We start from the raw sequence: 16028 nt of genomic DNA, 5'->3' as shown, positions 1-16028 counted from the left end.
TTGTGTTATAATACTAGCAAAATATTACGGAAAATTTGGAAGAGGGGTTACAAAATGCGAGATTTTGATAGACCAATTCAATCAATGCAGCAGGCGGAGAGCGCAGAGCTGGATTGGGGCGAAAAAGAGTGGGGGACGCACCGCTATCACACGCGGCAGCTGCTCGAACATGCGATGGAGGCATCGAGCGTGCTAGACAGGGCGGCGGTGCTCGGCGCGGGCAACCACGGAGGCGTGAATTTGCCGCAGCTGGCGCGCGGCTTTGCGCAGCTTACAGTGTTGGACACGGAAGCGAACAGCATCGAAGAAGTGCTTGAGCAAAGCGGCTTGGGTGCAACCGCCAATGTGAAGACACTCACAAATGTGGACTACACCTGTCTTGATCAACTGAACTTCTACGAAACATGGGAGGACATGCTGCTAAACCACACATCCGCCGCCGACATTGCTTGCTATATAAAGGATTGTGCCTTCGAGGCACGGCGGCATGAAGCGCTCCCCCATCTTAAGCAAAGCTTCGATCTGGTGGTGTCATGCTCGGTACACACGCAGCTGTTCTATATTCATGCTCTCAGCCAGTTTGCCGGCTACGCGCCGCAGTACGCGGAAGCCGATATCCGTCAGATCGTGGACACACTGTCGTACTTGAGAAACAGCTTGGTCGAGGACTACAACCGGCTGCTGTCATCGCTGCTCAGACCTGATGGCCGCCTGGTAATGTGGTCGGATATGATTCGTCTGAGTGATGAAAACGAGCAGCTGCTGGAACAGCTGTATTCGCTGAACAGCGAACAGGCACGGATCAAATTTCTGTTTCGTGCGTTCGGCCAACACGGAATAGAGCCCGCGGTGTTAGGATTAAAGGATCTGCATGATCGTGTGAAGCAGGAAAACCAGCTGTTTAAGTGCTGGGTTTGGCTGGCGGACAAGGATAAACGGTACATTGCCGCAGGCTTTTCGGGGCGCCTACGGTAGTTCAGCGCGGACAGCAACTGGGCACAGATGCCGCACGCGAGCCTGCTGGCCAAGTGGAGGAGCGGCCAGGAGCCTGATAGGGGCCGGAACAGTGTGTCCAAGCCGAAGCTCGCGACCTTAATGTTTCTATGGCGCTGCCGTCTTAATTGCAAATACTCGCGGCGTTACCCGTTGTGCTGCTGAATCGTCACTTTTCACATAGACGCCGTGCTTTAGTACAGCGGCAGACGGATACATTCTTTTGCAGCTGATGTGTACAGCAACGCACAATTGCCGACGAGCTCGATGAGGTTGATTTGTGCTTCGCGCCCCTTCGTTACCTCCACGCGTGCAGGCTGCGTCCGGTTTCGCTCAAGCGATTGAATGAGCAGTGGGATCGCTTTTTGGTCGCTTGAAATGAAACGTACAGGGATCTTTTGGTCATGAAACAAAATTTCCGTGGTCATGGGGCGTCCCCTTTCTAGTATTGAAGTTAAATTGGTTTAAAAAAGGAAAATCTCCGGGAGGATGCAATGAAAAAACTCTACAGTCAGATGTCGCGCGATGAATTGGAATCCGAAATGCTGGAGAATCTGGAGGCGGCCGCAAGGGCCGAATTCCAAAGCCAGAAGGAGCTGTTTGAGCGCAAATATTACACGGCCAAAGCCTACACGCTTAACCCCGCCGACTTTCCACCCGGAATCTACGCGGTCGAGGGACAGCCGGGCACCCTATTTCAGCTGAAGTATCTCAATGGGATAATGGGCTGGGGGACGGTTGGCGCCGAGGCGGAAGCGAGCTTCCTAATTTCAATGCTAACGCCGGTTTCACACGGTGGCTGATAAGATCATGAAATAACCCAAACCCCCATAAAATGAAATAAGCACAGGGTCTACTCACCCCAGGCGAGTTCCCCACGCCAGCCTTGTTTAATATATCCAAATAACAGGTAATATGTGTATGGTGACGCGTCTACATTCCACGCATCGCATGCTGCAACGGCAAAAATGGGTGCACATCCCACACTGCCCGTGTCATCGCGCATCCAATCCGACGCCGGGGGTGACCTCTTATTGAAGCAAATACTATTGGCGGCTCTGCTGATTATATGCTCACTAACGCCCAACGCCGTGCATGCGGCTGTAACAGGCGGCGGAGAGCACACGCGGTTATCCTACGTACTGACTGTCGAGAAAGAGCCTGCCGCGGCCGAGTTCATCAGTCCGGAGGGGATACGTTTTCTGAGTTACAGCTCACTATGGGATCAGCAAAAGCTACAACAATTGTATGAAATATTGCTAGGATGCGAGCATGGCGAAGAGTTCGGACAGCTGGAGCGGGTAGTGCTGTTCCCTCAAAAGAGTACCGGCGAAAGCGGCTTGCGCGCAGGGCATTATGACGAGGCCACGAAAACCATAAGGTTGTTTGAAGTGGATACGCTGCCGGTTGAGCGAACGCTTGTCCATGAGTACGGGCATCACTTCACATACTATTGGCTTAAGCAAAAAGAAGGCTTCACGCCCGAACTGGTCACAGAGCTTTCGGCTTGGGCGAAGCTTCGGCAGCTCAGCGGAGTTCCTGTGCGCTGGTTTGGCAGTCAGCTGCCTTATATACATAAATGGGATCCAGGCGAAATTATGGCGGAGGATTACGTCATGTTGTTCGGAGCGGGCGGAATGCTGCATGTCGATCAAACGGAGGGTGCCGCCGGGCTGCCGCGTCATGAGAATGAATACATACCATCGCCACAGTCGCTGCCGGAGTTAAGACGATATTGGGAAAAGGCGGCGGGACTCAAGCATGTGGAGCCAATACGAGCGCCCGTACTAGAGGCATGGCAGGCGGTAGATACCGCAAGCTCTGAATATGACCTGATGTTTTCTTCCGCAGCCACGGCTCATCGCCAAACTATAGATTATGCGGTACGTATCACGGCGTTTGCAGACCGTGGCGGGTTGCCTGTGAGCTGGACCACTCAAGTGCGCGGACATGGCATGTCTGCGGTACATGCGGCGCTTGAGCTCAGCCATATTGTGCGGCAGATGCAGTCATTCAAACTGAACGTACGAATCTGGGCGCTGGATGCTGAAAGTAAACAATTCATCTATACACCGATGTACAGCAACTGGCTCGTTTATGACACTCACAGTCGTCAATTATCTGCGGCTTCACCGCCTTTGCGCGACCACGGCATTGACGCTGCGCTGCAAGCTGAGGGTATGGACAAATGGCCGCTGGTGCACTTATTTTTCAACGGTAAACAAATGCAGTCAGCTCCGCGCTACGAGGCCGGGGACGGCAGCGTGTATATTCCCTTGCAGGTGTTTGACAGGGCGGCAAAAAACGAGCGCCAGCCGCACGATCCGCTGGCAGGGCTGTACGGCCCAGAGACAAAGGTGAAATTTAATGGCCGTCATGTAGAGCTGATGATGGATCAAACTCATGCGTTCGTGGGCGGCACACGCGTCAAGCTTCTGAAGCCGATGATGATCCGGGGCCGTGAGGCGCTCGTGTGCATCGACGATCTGCCACAGCTGTTGGGGGTTCGCTCCCGGTGGGATGAGGAGGGGAGCAGTCTGTTCATGGAGGCCAATTAGCTCAGCTGCATGCGCATAGAATCAACTGTGATTAAGGATTCTATAAGTGAGGTGATAACAGTGAACCGAGCTTTGCTCACAGCGGCAGCGACAATCGGATTAGCTCAATTTTCCAAAATTCCCATCACGCAGCTCAGGACGGGACAATGGGATTGGAATTTGTTTTTCAAAACGGGCGGGATGCCAAGCTCCCATTCCGCGGCGGTTAATTCGCTCACCACGTACATAGGTTTAAAAAAAGGTATTGACAGCCTCTCCTTCGCCTTGGCCGGTGTACTTTGCCTGATTGTTATGTATGACGCTATGGGGATTCGCCGGCATGCCGGACAGATTGCTACCGGAGTGAATGCGCTGGAGGATGCGTTTGATATGTTGGTGCAGCAAAATCCTTCAATCGTTCATAAGGAACGAATCAGACGGAGGTTGGAGGAGAGCTTGGGGCATCTTCCGAGTGAAGTGGCGGGTGGGGCGCTGCTGGGCATCTGCACTGGCGCGTTGAGCTATGCGATGGAAAAACCAAGCCCGAAACAACGGCTGCGCGGATGGTTGTGTTAAAACGAAAAACCCACTCCGGGCGCCATGGTATTATGCGGTGGCATTAAGGGTGGGTTTGGCTGTGTAGGAACAACTGAACATTAACACACATGCATACCGTTTGATACAACTGCGGCAGGTGAGTGATCGGGCGAGGCGGTGGGGATTGTGATGATGAATTTCGTGCCTTTGTCTAACACGCTTTCTACTTCCATCGTGCCTTGATGGTCCTGCACGATTTTATGGCAGATTGATAATCCGAGGCCGGTGCCGGAATCCTTAGTAGTGTAGAAAGGAACAAAAATTTTATCGAGCTCCGTTTCAGGTATACCTTTACCTGTGTCGGCGATCTCAAACGTCGCCTGGTTGTTCTTGGATAATAAACGTATGTGGACCAGTCCTTGGTCCGGCATGGCTTCCAGCGCGTTTTTGATTAAGTTCAGCAATAGCTGGAGGATTTTATCTTGGTCCATCAGTATGTACACGGGCTCCGGATGATCGTCGAACCGGATGCTGTGCCCCAAACGTGATGCCTCTGAATCGAGCAGTGAGATTACCCGCTGTATGCAATTTTGAATGGAGTGGACTTTGAACTGCATCGCGTGGGGCTTCGAAAACTGCAAAAATTCAGCTGTGAGCATGCTCATACGCGTAATCTCGTCCATGATCAGATCATACCAGGGCCGGACGTTGAAATTATCCGCTCTGGAGAGCTGCAGAAAACCCTTGATGGTGGTAAGCGGGTTACGAATTTCGTGTGCCATGCCGGAAGCCAGTTCACCGACCACACGGAGCTTCTCCGAGCGCAGCATATGTTCTTCCCGCTTCAGCCAAGATTCTCTCTTCATATCGTACAGGCTCTGTTCGGCGTTAAATATTAAGTCATCCTTGGACAGGCCATCATTGGGATAGAACGCCATGCCGTAGTTGATTTCAATGCCTGTGAGCTTGGGAAATTCGTACGCCAGCTGCTGTGAAATCGTATTCATAACTTTCTGTGGACGGTTGGCTTCCAACACAATAGCGAATTCATCGCCGCCATATCTGCTGATTATGAGCGCTTCGGGGAACATAATCCTTAACAGCTGAGCGGCTTGCTGCAATATACGGTTGACACCGTGAAAGCCGTTAGTCGTGTTAAGAGATTTCAGATCTTTGCAGTCGATCAGCACCAACACGATTGCTGCCTGCGCTTCAACCAGCTGTGTTAATTGGCGGTGGCACTCTTCATAGTTGTAGAGGCCGGTGAGATTGTCGTGGGTACTGAGATGTTTTTTTTCATTTTTCAATTGTCGGGCGTGGTTTTCAATGGTATGGATGTAGCGGTAAAATAACACCGCAAAGATGAGGCAGCTGACCGAGCTAAATAGCACCGCGACGATGCCGTACGGCGAATAAGGCATATAAGAAAACGAGACCAACGCATAAGTCAGTGTGTACAGCACGCTAACCGCCGAGGCCGAGTTCAAATTACGGATTTTGTAAAAATGCTTGCCCATCTGAGCCAAGTAGAGCGGTAAACACCAATCCATCTGGCTGAGCCAATGGAAGGCGACCAGCAGGCCCATTTCGAACACTGTAGGCAAAAATATACGTTTTTCCGCAAAGTGGACAAGCATGTAAACAGCGGCGATGATCACGAGCACCAGTGGATGCGTAGTTTGATCAAACAGAATGGATGAGGTACATATGACAGATACATACGCTAAGAGGATCCAATTATAGCTCATGCTTTCAAACTCCCTGCTTCAAATGTAAAAAATGAAAGGTTAGTACCACATGTGGTGCGCGGGTAAACCCTGCGGCCGGGCAGCAGAGAGCAAGGTGTCATTAAAACACCGCTTTCCCGCCGGCGCGGAGCGCGACCAGCGCAAAAAACCCGGCCTACAGGAGGTCAGGTTGCTTCGGTGAAACTGTAGGTTTTATGTTGTTGCATGAAACTCATCTTTCCGCTTTTTCCAATAAATTGCTCCATCTCATCGTCATAATGCATGAGCATAATCATTTCTTGCACCGCCTCAGGCAAGGTTAACAGCTCATTCAAGGTCGCGTGGACGGCGGCCGGCTCAGCCAACTGACAATCATGCAATATGTACTTGCACCGTCCGCTGGTACTCAATTCCACCAGCTGTGCGTAGTTGAATCTCGCATCCGAGCTGTAAAAGAGCAAATTGTTTAATAGTAGGGAATAGCTCGCTTTCCCGGCAATATGCTGCGAACGAACTAATTCAACCGTAAGTCCAGGATGAATTTCATGTACAACCGCTTCCTCGAGCGCAACTACATCAAAATAATCCGCTAATTGTTCTAAGCCTTCCGCTTTATTTTCCAGGCCCCCGCGTAAGGAATGATCCCATAGCGGATTCACGAGTGCGGCTGGCACGAACAACTTGATAGTCATGCCGTATTTATACTTTAATCGAAACGCGAACTCTTCGATCCCGCCCACATGGTCCGCATGGATGTGAGTGATCAATATGCCGTCAATCCCGGTGATCGGAACACCGAGCTCATGAAGCGCGCGGGGTGCTGTCACACCACAATCGATTAACAACTGAAAGCCATTGCATTTTACCAACGCGTTGTTGTTATAAAACTTTTTGGCAAAGGCACTCCCGGTGCCGATCATTTGGATTTGCAGGCTCATCCACGATCCTCCGCTCTAGTTCCACAGCACTTGCATCTTTTTAAATCTATCATGGTTTAGCAAGCAAATACAAGATGGTATACATACAATTAGGTAAAATTAACCGGTTTCCGCTATATCACAACCAGAGTTTGTGAAATAATTCTCAGGACCTTGTTTTGATGCAGGCGAACATATGATCACTCCGGCGCTTTACCTAAACACCCGCGGCTGCCGCTTGATACCCTTCATTCTGTTTCATGCAAAGGTTGGCATATGTTGTAGTGTTATTATAAATACGTTTGTTTTTACACCATATATAGTTGCCAGCCGAACAAAATATAGTCATTTTTTTCAGATCATCGCCGCAACTCTTACGCGAGCGGGGAGTATAAAGTGATAGAGTACAAGAACAACTCACGATGGAGGTTACGTTATAATGAAAGCACCGCGCTTGTTAACGCTTGTGCTGTCTATGTCGTTGTTTGGCACGACAGGAGCATTGGCCAGTTCAATATGGGGGGACTATCAGGGCTTCGATAAGGTGAAGATGCTTATCAATGGGAAGGAACAGCGGTTTCAGGAAGAAGAAGCGCCCCCTTTTTTAATAGAAGGTAATGCCGTCTTCCCCGTGCGCCAGTTGTCGGAATCGCTGCATGCGTTGGTGCGTTGGAATAATTCCACCCAAACGGTATCGGTTTACACGCCTAATGTGAATTTGCTCGTATCAGAGCATGTCAGCACAGATTCCATCAAGATGCCGTTTGGCCGTGTGCCGCACGGCAAGCAAATTGATTTCGCTGTGTTCGCACAGGTGGATACATTGAAGACTCCGTACCACTCGTTCCGGATTTCCATTGAATCGCCTAGTGGATCGCAGGCAGTAGATCCACACGTGAAAGCGGCCGGCGGAGAGAAGGAAAGCTTCTGGTATTCATGGCCTTTCACCGTGGCGTTCAAGGAAAAAGGGGATTATGTGGTCAAGTTTGCCATTCAGTTGGATGAAGGTTCAGACTACACGGTCGTCGCTGAGAAAGTGATCGTGTCGGAATAATGGGAGATATCGGCGCATATGGCAATGGTTTGATTTGTCGGCATGAAAGTGATACGATACGCATGGGCAACTAAAATTCTAGAAGAAACGAGGTCTTCCCATGAGCGATCACATTCATGACGAATCCTGCGATCATGATCATGACGATGATGTTTTCATCGTGACCGATAAAGACGGCGTAGAACACGAAATGGTGATGGTATACACCTTCGAAGCCAGCGATCAGCCTTACGCGGTTTTACTGGACCGCAACGATCCCGAGGCGGACGGTGTGATTTTCAGAATCGAAGAAGAAAATGAGGAAGCATATCTCGCAAGCATCGAAGATGAGGAAGAATGGGAACGTGTTGTCCAGATTTACAACCAGATTATCGAAGAACAGGAAACACAATAAGAGCGCAGCAGAAGCCCTTCTTGTCGCGACAAGAGGGGTTTTTTGTGCTTCAGCGGGATGGAATTACCCGGATGGAAGAGCTATCAAGGTGCGGCCGGCGTGCACACCGCATATGTCACTTCACGTTCAGTGGCCCGATCATGAACGCGTATTCATGTTGCCGTGATGCAGTCGGTCAGGCCGGCACACACATACCGCTCAGGCCGCTGTTAACGGCTTGAACGGTTATGTGTGCTTAGATGTCACTTACGAGGGTTGAAGTACATCACGCGGCCGTTAAACAAGTGCAGCTCGGCCTTCCAGAGCTTAGCCAGGTACTTGCAAAACTCGTTACCTTTCGCCTTGTCCCCATGCGTGCAATCGTCGGGCAGCACCACCTGCACATAGTGCCGTGTCTTATCACCATCCTGGGTGCTGCCTAAGCCCATGACGATGTATTTGTACAACGAATTATTGCCCTTAAGATAGAACCATTTGCCTTCAGCTTCTGGTTTCGTCTCAATTGAATACGGAAATCCGGAATCCTCGTAGTCCCAGCCCAACTGTTTGCCTGTCAAATTCAATTGTTCTTTGTAGTGGAGAAGCTGGTTTCGTAAGTCATCAAGAGTCAGGGAAGGTACCGTGGAGCCATCGACAAAATTGATATAAGCGCTCTGAGCCATCATCGCCACACCTGCCTGTGAATAGACTGGAAAGGTTTTCATATCCTAACTCCATCCACATCATAGCATTTAGCAAGCGCGTTTGACAATACGGCGCGGCAGTGACAGTTGCGGCCGCGCAAGCGCGTAAGTGACTGCTCTAAGTGACTGCTCTAAGTTACTGCTCTAAGTGACTGCTCTAAGTCACTGCTCTGAGTGACTGCTCTAAGTGACTGCTCTAAGTGACTGCTCTAAGTGACTGCTCTAAGTCACTGCTCTAAGCAGTGCTCCAAGTGACCACGCTCATGACAGCTCTCAGCGGCCGCTCTAAGGACCACTCTAGAAAGGTCACAGTAGACCGGCAGCCAACAAAAAAGGGAACAAGCCTACAAATATCGGCCTGCTCCCAGAAGATGCTGCGTTAGAATATGGCGTTTGTTTCCACGATCACTTTTACGTTTTGGATGCTGCGGTCTTCCGGCCCCTTCACCGGGAGGCCCACATCCACGTGCTCCGTGATATAATCGATTAAATCCTGTGATATGACCTCCCCGGGCAGCAGGATCGGAATCCCGGGTGGATACACGTAGATGAACTCTGCGATGATACGGTCAGCCGACGCCTTGAACGGAATGGTTTCGGTATCCCCGTAGAACGCATCCCTTGGAGATAGCGTGAGCTGCGGAATTTTCGGGATCTTAATGACCAGCTCCGTAGCTGGGCGAAGGCTATAGTTCTCGCGTGACAGCTCTCTCAGCGCAGTGAGAAGCGTATCTATGTCTTCGCGTGTGTCACCCGGCGTGATCAGGCATAAAATGTTGTACATATCGCTCAGTTCGACTTCGATATTGTAGCGCTCGCGCAGCCAATTTTCCGCGTCATAGCCGGTTATGCCCAAGTGACGGACGTGGATGTTCACCTTGGTGGGGTCATAATCGTAAGTTGCCTCTGTGCCGAGAATGTCTTCACCGAAGCAGCTCAAGCCCGGTATTTCATTGATTGTGCGGCGGGCATACTGCGCTAACTCGATAGCATGCTCGGCCATCTCGGCTCCATTCAGGGCGAGATGCCGGCGGGCCGTATCCAGCGAGGCGAGCAGAATATATGAAGTGGACGTTGTAGTTAACATACTCATCATCGTTTTGACACGGGCCGGGTTGACACGACCTGCCTTGACGTTCAGCACCGAGCTCTGTGTGAGCGACCCTCCGAGCTTGTGTACGCTGGTTGCTGCCATATCCGCGCCGGCGTCCATAGCTGAAATCGGCAATTTATCGCTAAAGTGGATCAACACGCCGTGCGCTTCATCCACCAGAACGGGCATGTCGTAGCTGTGCACAAGATCGACGATTTCTTTAAGATTTGCACACACCCCATAATATGTAGGGTTGATGACTAGCACCGCTTTTGCATCGGGATGCTTTTCCAATGCCCGCCGTATCGAACGGGTTGTCACGCCGTGCTCTATGCCGAGATTTTCATCCCGCACGGGAGAGACAAATACCGGCTTAGCACCTGCGAAAATGATGGCCGACATAACGGATTTATGGACGTTGCGGGGCACGATAATTTTGTCGCCTTCCGAGCACACGCTGAGAATCATCGTCATAATCGCTCCGCTCGTACCCTGCACGGAGAAGAATGTATAATCGGCGCCAAAGGCATCGGCCGCCATGCGCTGGGCCTCTTCGATCACGCCGGTTGGCTGGTGGAGGTCATCGAGAGGTGCTATATTAATAAGGTCGATGGACAGTGCGTTATCGCCGATAAACCGGCGGAACTCGGGGTCCATGCCGACTCCTTTTTTGTGTCCTGGAATATGAAACTGTACCGGATTACGCTCGGCGTGTTCTTTTAGAGCCGAGAATAGGGGCGTGCGCTGATGATCCACTGCCATCCCTACCTTCCTGATGAAATGATAACGCCAAATCTTACTTATACTAAACTATAATCCGACACGGTTGCAAGTGTGTTTCATAGTTTGTGCAGTCTTTACTCAGTATTTGTTATTTTGCCCTGGATTATGAACGACTGTTAACACGGCCGCACGTTTGTCGATTTTGTTAATGTTGACTTGTTTTATTTCTTTGTGAAAAAAAGGTATGATACGATAAGAATACTAATTTGTCGGGGGGTTACACATCAGTTATGAAAAAACAGCTGGCCATCATTATGGTACTGCTGATGACGATATTTATCGGCTTCGGCATCATTATTCCGGTGCTGCCCGATGCGATCACAGGCAATGGGGCAAGCGGTTTTCATCTGGGCATGCTGCTGTCCGTGTATTCATTGGCATCTTTTGTCATGTCGCCTGTCTGGGGAAGTATATCGGACCGTGTCGGCAGAAGACCGCTGATTATGCTCGGCACACTAGGCTTCAGTATCAGCTTTTTCCTGTTCGGCGTAGCGGGCGATAATCTACTGCTCATGTATGCCTCGCGCATTCTCGGCGGACTGTTCTCCGGAGCAGCGACGGCCTGTGCGGTCGCATACGTAGCCGACATAACGACGGAAGACAATCGAACCAAAGGCATGGGACTGGTCGGTATGTCCATCGGGCTAGGCTTTATCTTCGGCCCGGCAGTCGGCGGTATACTTAGCCAGTGGGGTTATCAGATTCCTTTCTATACCGCGTCGGTTTTGGCGTTGGCTACTTTTGTGTTTGCCATGGTGATGCTCCCTGAATCGTTAACGGAAGAGAAACGCCGCAAACTACAGGACAAGAAGCCGTCCCGGTGGACTGCATTCGTTGGATCCGTGAAGTATTTGTACGTTCTGTCTTTCTTCGTGTCCTTCGCATTGGCGGGGCTGGAGGCGACACTGCTGCTGTTTGAGCGGGACAAGATAGGAGCCACCTCGCTGGAATTAGGCATCATGTTCGCAGTGAGCGGAGTGGTAGGCGCATTGATTCAAGGCGGAGTGGTTAGGCGGTTGATCAAAAAGGGGCAGGAACCCCGTGTGATCGGTATCGGATTAGTATTATCGGCGATCGGCTTTGTTCTGCTCCTGCTGTCGTCCAGCCTGTTTACCGCGTCGGTCTACTTGTCCGTGTTCGCGGCAGGCAACGCTTTGATCCGCCCGTGCGTCACCTCATTGATTACCCAAAAAACACATGCAGGACAAGGCGTCGCGTCAGGACTCAGTTCCTCAATGGACAGCCTGGGCCGTATAACGGGACCGCTGCTTGGTGCAGGGATATATCAGTACAGCCAACAGCTGCCATTCTACTCAGGAGCGATCCTGTCGCTCGCCGCGCTGTATCTGCTGTACCGGTTTATAACAGCAGATCGTGATCCGCAGTCGATTGCACCACAAGTTTAAACCCGAAGCCGCCGTGCTCCCTTTTGGGAGTAACGGCGGCTTTCTTTCGTGCGTTGTATGGAAGTTGGGAGGCGGCAGTGCAGCTTTTTACAGAGAGGTATCCCGTGCCAGCTGATAAAGGGGCATCAATGTGTGCAGGGTGTGCTTAGCGAGGCGTGTAAATGCTTCTCCATCGGCCACCACGGGATCGGTGGAAGCAAGATTCAAGCCGATCAGCAGCTCGGCCTTTTTAATGTCCCGGAACCGCTGCAGTGCCTGTGCCAATTCATCATCACTCAATTCCTGGAATGCAACCGCATCTTTTTTCATGTGGTCAAAGGACAGCACATAGTTCTGTGGAATCTGCGCCCGCAGCTTGTCCAAATTGCTAAGATAACGCTGCGCGATGTTCTGTTTGTTAGGCAGCTCATAGATCAGCGCCAGCCAGATAAACACCCGGTCATCGAACAGCCCGACCTGGAAATGAGGATACTGCTTGTATCCGCGTTTGTTGTGGGCCAGCGCCATCCATGTGTCGACCGGTGGATTTACCTTGCGCCGCGCATGCTTCGCGATATGCAAAAACATCTCGCTGCCGGCCAGCAGAGCGGCCTCATCGGTCAGCTCATCGCCAAGCAGCTTGAACTTCGGCTGAATGCGGCTCTGAATACCTTCCATGCGCGCCTCCAGCCCCGGAATGGAAAAAACCTCGAAATCGGATTGAGTAAAGCCCGGAAATGTCATCTTTGTTCGCTCCATGTTGAGTAAAATAATTGCTTCAACCTAATATACCATAAGCCGCCGTCGAAGGGGAATTGTGAGGATATATGTCGAATCCCGGCTCTGCGAGTTCCGGCCAACCTGCCGAGCAGCTCTTGATAATCGCGCCTTCGAAAGTAGAATTGCTCGGGGAGTAACTTTTTATTAACGCTCCAACCATTTTGTGTATACTGAACATTAGACTTGCACTACTCTCCGAAGGAGTGTTCCCTGTGTACAGAATCATGATTGCCGACGATGAACCGATGATTCGAAAGGGCTTACAGAAGTTGATTCAGCAATCAGGGCAGCCGATAGCCAGCTTGCGCCTGGCCGAAAACGGCATAGACGCGCTTAATCAGATCCGCGAATCCTGTCCGGACTTTTTGTTCACCGACATCCGCATGCCGAAAATGGATGGATTGGAGCTGTGCCGTCATACAGCGGAGCTGGATCCCGATATCCAGATCGTTGTGGTCTCAGGCTACAATGATTTTGAATATGCCCAAAGATGTTTGTCGTATGGCGTCAAGGAATACTTGTTGAAGCCCATCAGCAAGAAGACGGTGGAGGCAGCATTGGAGAAACTCGTATATTTGCACTCGAAGCACACGTCTCCGGCGTTCGTTTCCGTGCACCGTCTCGAGGAGTGGGTCGGCGAGGCGGAGGCAGCCATTTGGTCGCTTAATCATGAGACCTTAGTGAAAGTTGTGCAGCAGGCACGCGTGGAGATCAGTTCCCACCGGCTGCGGCTACATCAATTGATCGATCTTCTGGATGAGTTCACGGTATTGCTGTTCAAAAGACTGCATTCGCGAGACATATTCTTGTTCACGGAAAGAGCACCGCTGCATGCGGCCGACGACGAGGACTCGGCTTGGTCTCAGTTTCAAGCCAGGCTGGTATTGTTCTTTGATGAGCTACGTATGAAACGCCGAGGAAAGCTGAAAGACCCGGTAGAGGAGGCCAAGCTTTACATCGAAGCCCACTTGGCCGAGGAAGTGTCTCTCGAAGATGTGGCGGAGCGGATTGGACTGAACGCGTCTTATTTCAGCCAATTGTTTAAGCAGTCCACGCGGGAAACGTTCGTGCAGTACCGGACTCGCAGGCGGATGGAGAAAGCCAAAAAGCTGCTCGCCCAGCCGCACTACAGGATCACCGATATTTCCGGCGAGGTTGGGTACGCAGATCATCCGCATTTCACGAAAACGTTCAAAAAATACGCCGGGTGTCTGCCGTCCGAATATAGAAATAAGCTGGGGATTGACAGATGAGAAAACGCACGCTGGCAGGGCAAATGTACTTTCATTTTTCGATAGTTATCGTTTTATCGCTCGCATCGGTTGGCACAGTGGCGTATATTCAGTCCTCACGAGCCTTGGATCATCAGGTGGAGCAATATATGGATCAGATGATTGAAAGCGCCTCCTACCAAACGGATATCTATCTGCAAACTTACGAGCTGCTCAGCAATTCATTTTCCTCGAATCAGGATGTACGATCGTTGTTTGAGATTGGTCCGGATGATCCGTATGAATACTACTATTTTTCCAATCAAATCAAAAAGTTCGCCTCCAACTCCATTGAATCTATCGTGCCGCTGTACCGACAGTTGAACGCAATTTATGTGGTCGGACAGAACGGCAAGTCAGTGGTCTATGACAACCAGAATTTCAATTTTCTTAATACCGACTTGCTGCCGGAAAAATATGACTATTTGATGACGATGGTTCCCAATGACGGTCGAATCGTGTTCTTTGACATGAGCCTTCGGCCAGAGGACCAGGGCACGGTTATAACTATGGTCAGGAAGGTCCGCGGCGCATCATACGGCAGCTACAAAGGCATCGTTGCCATAGAATTTAAGCTTCAAGAGCTGGCAAAAATATGGGATCGCTTGAACATCGGCAAGGACGGCTATTTTTTCATCATAGATGATACAGGCAGCCGAATTTACCATCCGCCCGGGTTTCAGCCTGACGACGAGCTTATACGGAACATCGATTCTGCACTGAGGGACAGCGGGGATAAGGCGTTTAGCGCTCATTATCAAGGGGAAAACCGCATGTTTGTTGCCCGTAAATCAGAATATTCCAACTGGCAGCTTGTCGTTTCAATGCCGGTCGACGAGCTGCGTAAGCCGGTCTCGATCATTCGCACCACGACATTGCTTGTCGGTCTCGCTACGTTAGTGCTCGCGATGTGGCTCGCCTTCCGATTCGGAAGATCCGTGCTCGCGCCTATCCACGTGCTGAAGGATAGCATGCGGGAGACGGAAAAAGGGAACTGGCAGCGGATTGAGGAAATCGGGCGCACGGACGAAATTGGCGGCCTGATCCATAGTTACAATTTGATGGTCACGCGGCTGTCGGAAATGATCGTTAGAGTGTACGCCGCAGAGCTCGAGCAGCAAAAAGGAGCAATGAAAATCCAAGAAGCGGAGCTGGAACGGCACCGCGCCGAGTTTCAGACACTGCAGCTGCAGATTAATCCGCATTTTTTATATAACACGCTTGAAACGATCAACTGTTACGCGATTGTTCAAGATTCACACGAAATTACGGAGATGGTGGAGGCTTTGGCCTTTATGCTGCGCTACTCGATCCAGACGAATCTGGAGGAGATCAGGGTAGCCAACGAATTGAATCATGTGCGCAATTATATGATCATTCTACAGCACCGCATTGACAGGGAGTTTGAAATTGACGTCATCATCGCTCCGATGCTGCTGTTGGAGAAGATGGTCCGTCTCACGCTGCAGCCCATCATTGAGAACTGCTTTCAACATGCGTTTCCGAACGGGATAGAGCCTCATCACACTATTTGTGTTGACGCGCGCAAGGATAACGGTCTATTCCAAGTCATTGTGGAAGATAACGGAGTGGGCATAAGCCCCAGCCGTCTTGAACTGCTGCGAGAACAATTGCAGCTTAACCGACTGGCGGAGGAAGAAGTACGCCCCGGTTTCGACAGGCGTGGCGGTATCGGTTTGATGAATGTGCACCGGCGGATCCAGATGGTTTTCGGAGAACAATATGGCCTGAGCATAGAGAGCGAGTGGGGCAGGGGAAGCCGGATCACGCTGTCCATGCCGGATAAGCCGAGCAAGCTGAACATCTAGCACCTAAAGAAAACACAAGTACGTCAAAAAACATCCCATTGTTAG

Annotated in this window: 15 protein-coding genes; 9 read left to right on the top strand and 6 right to left on the bottom strand. The window is 50.9% G+C overall.

Annotated elements, in window-relative coordinates:
* The first annotated feature begins 54 nt into the window (after window positions 1-54).
* A complete protein-coding gene (locus CBW46_RS02105) occupies window positions 55-975 on the top strand; it encodes a hypothetical protein (protein WP_243633133.1) in 921 nt (306 codons plus the stop codon).
* Window positions 976-1187: 212 nt separating this feature from the next.
* Here CBW46_RS02105 and CBW46_RS02100 read toward each other — a convergent pair whose 3' ends face one another.
* Window positions 1188-1421 (bottom strand): hypothetical protein, encoded by a 234-nt coding sequence (locus tag CBW46_RS02100; protein ID WP_089198361.1) that lies wholly within the window; start codon window positions 1419-1421, stop codon window positions 1188-1190.
* 66 nt (window positions 1422-1487) lie between these two features.
* On the opposite strand from CBW46_RS02100, the gene CBW46_RS02095 reads away from it, so the two are divergent.
* The 3 genes from CBW46_RS02095 (at window position 1488) to CBW46_RS02085 (ending at window position 4106) form a co-directional block, all read left to right on the top strand.
* A complete protein-coding gene (locus CBW46_RS02095; RefSeq protein WP_089198360.1) occupies window positions 1488-1796 on the top strand; it encodes a DUF1811 family protein in 309 nt (102 codons plus the stop codon).
* A 231-nt stretch (window positions 1797-2027) separates the two neighbouring features.
* Window positions 2028-3551: a hypothetical protein gene (locus CBW46_RS02090; protein WP_089198359.1), complete on the top strand. Its 1524-nt coding sequence runs from the start codon at window positions 2028-2030 to the stop codon at window positions 3549-3551.
* A 60-nt stretch (window positions 3552-3611) separates the two neighbouring features.
* On the top strand, window positions 3612-4106 hold the full coding sequence (locus tag CBW46_RS02085; protein WP_089198655.1) for a divergent PAP2 family protein: 495 nt from the start codon (window positions 3612-3614) through the stop codon (window positions 4104-4106).
* An 80-nt stretch (window positions 4107-4186) separates the two neighbouring features.
* Here the strand turns inward: CBW46_RS02085 and CBW46_RS02080 are convergent, their stop codons facing one another.
* Window positions 4187-5815: an ATP-binding protein gene (locus CBW46_RS02080; RefSeq protein ID WP_089198358.1), complete on the bottom strand. Its 1629-nt coding sequence runs from the start codon at window positions 5813-5815 to the stop codon at window positions 4187-4189.
* A 164-nt stretch (window positions 5816-5979) separates the two neighbouring features.
* Window positions 5980-6732, bottom strand: coding sequence for an MBL fold metallo-hydrolase (locus CBW46_RS02075; protein ID WP_089198357.1), 753 nt, complete (start codon window positions 6730-6732; stop codon window positions 5980-5982).
* A 418-nt stretch (window positions 6733-7150) separates the two neighbouring features.
* Here CBW46_RS02075 and CBW46_RS02070 point away from each other — a divergent pair, with 418 nt between their 5' ends.
* Together CBW46_RS02070 and CBW46_RS02065 are read left to right on the top strand one after the other, a co-directional pair.
* Window positions 7151-7765 (top strand): stalk domain-containing protein, encoded by a 615-nt coding sequence (locus CBW46_RS02070; RefSeq protein ID WP_089198356.1) that lies wholly within the window; start codon window positions 7151-7153, stop codon window positions 7763-7765.
* 100 nt (window positions 7766-7865) lie between these two features.
* The gene (locus tag CBW46_RS02065; protein WP_089198355.1) at window positions 7866-8159 is read left to right on the top strand and encodes a DUF1292 domain-containing protein; all 294 of its coding nucleotides are present in this window, start codon (window positions 7866-7868) and stop codon (window positions 8157-8159) included.
* A gap of 242 nt (window positions 8160-8401) precedes the next feature.
* On the opposite strand, the gene CBW46_RS02060 is transcribed toward CBW46_RS02065, so the two are convergent.
* Window positions 8402-8821, bottom strand: coding sequence for a DUF1885 family protein (locus CBW46_RS02060; RefSeq protein ID WP_089198654.1), 420 nt, complete (start codon window positions 8819-8821; stop codon window positions 8402-8404).
* 400 nt (window positions 8822-9221) lie between these two features.
* Entirely contained in the window at window positions 9222-10691 is a 1470-nt protein-coding gene (locus CBW46_RS02055) for an aminotransferase class I/II-fold pyridoxal phosphate-dependent enzyme (RefSeq protein WP_481353853.1), read from the bottom strand.
* Between the two features lie 257 nt (window positions 10692-10948).
* Between CBW46_RS02055 and CBW46_RS02050 the strand changes: the two genes are divergently transcribed.
* Window positions 10949-12124, top strand: a complete 1176-nt coding sequence (locus tag CBW46_RS02050; protein WP_089198353.1) for an MFS transporter — start codon at window positions 10949-10951, stop codon at window positions 12122-12124.
* A gap of 87 nt (window positions 12125-12211) precedes the next feature.
* Here the strand turns inward: CBW46_RS02050 and CBW46_RS02045 are convergent, their stop codons facing one another.
* Window positions 12212-12847, bottom strand: a complete 636-nt coding sequence (locus CBW46_RS02045; RefSeq protein WP_089198352.1) for a YktB family protein — start codon at window positions 12845-12847, stop codon at window positions 12212-12214.
* A 248-nt stretch (window positions 12848-13095) separates the two neighbouring features.
* On the opposite strand from CBW46_RS02045, the gene CBW46_RS02040 reads away from it, so the two are divergent.
* Together CBW46_RS02040 and CBW46_RS02035 are read left to right on the top strand one after the other, a co-directional pair.
* On the top strand, window positions 13096-14136 hold the full coding sequence (locus CBW46_RS02040; RefSeq protein WP_089198351.1) for a response regulator: 1041 nt from the start codon (window positions 13096-13098) through the stop codon (window positions 14134-14136).
* Window positions 14133-15983, top strand: a complete 1851-nt coding sequence (locus CBW46_RS02035; RefSeq protein ID WP_089198350.1) for a sensor histidine kinase — start codon at window positions 14133-14135, stop codon at window positions 15981-15983. The genes CBW46_RS02040 and CBW46_RS02035 overlap by 4 nt, the downstream gene beginning before the upstream one ends.
* Window positions 15984-16028: the final 45 nt, after the last annotated feature.

The organism is Paenibacillus xerothermodurans (genome assembly GCF_002220865.2).
Lineage (GTDB): Bacteria > Bacillota > Bacilli > Paenibacillales > NBRC-103111 > Paenibacillus_S > Paenibacillus_S xerothermodurans.
The sequence above is the reverse complement of the archived record's forward strand: the minus strand, read 5'-3'. Positions and strand labels throughout refer to the sequence as shown.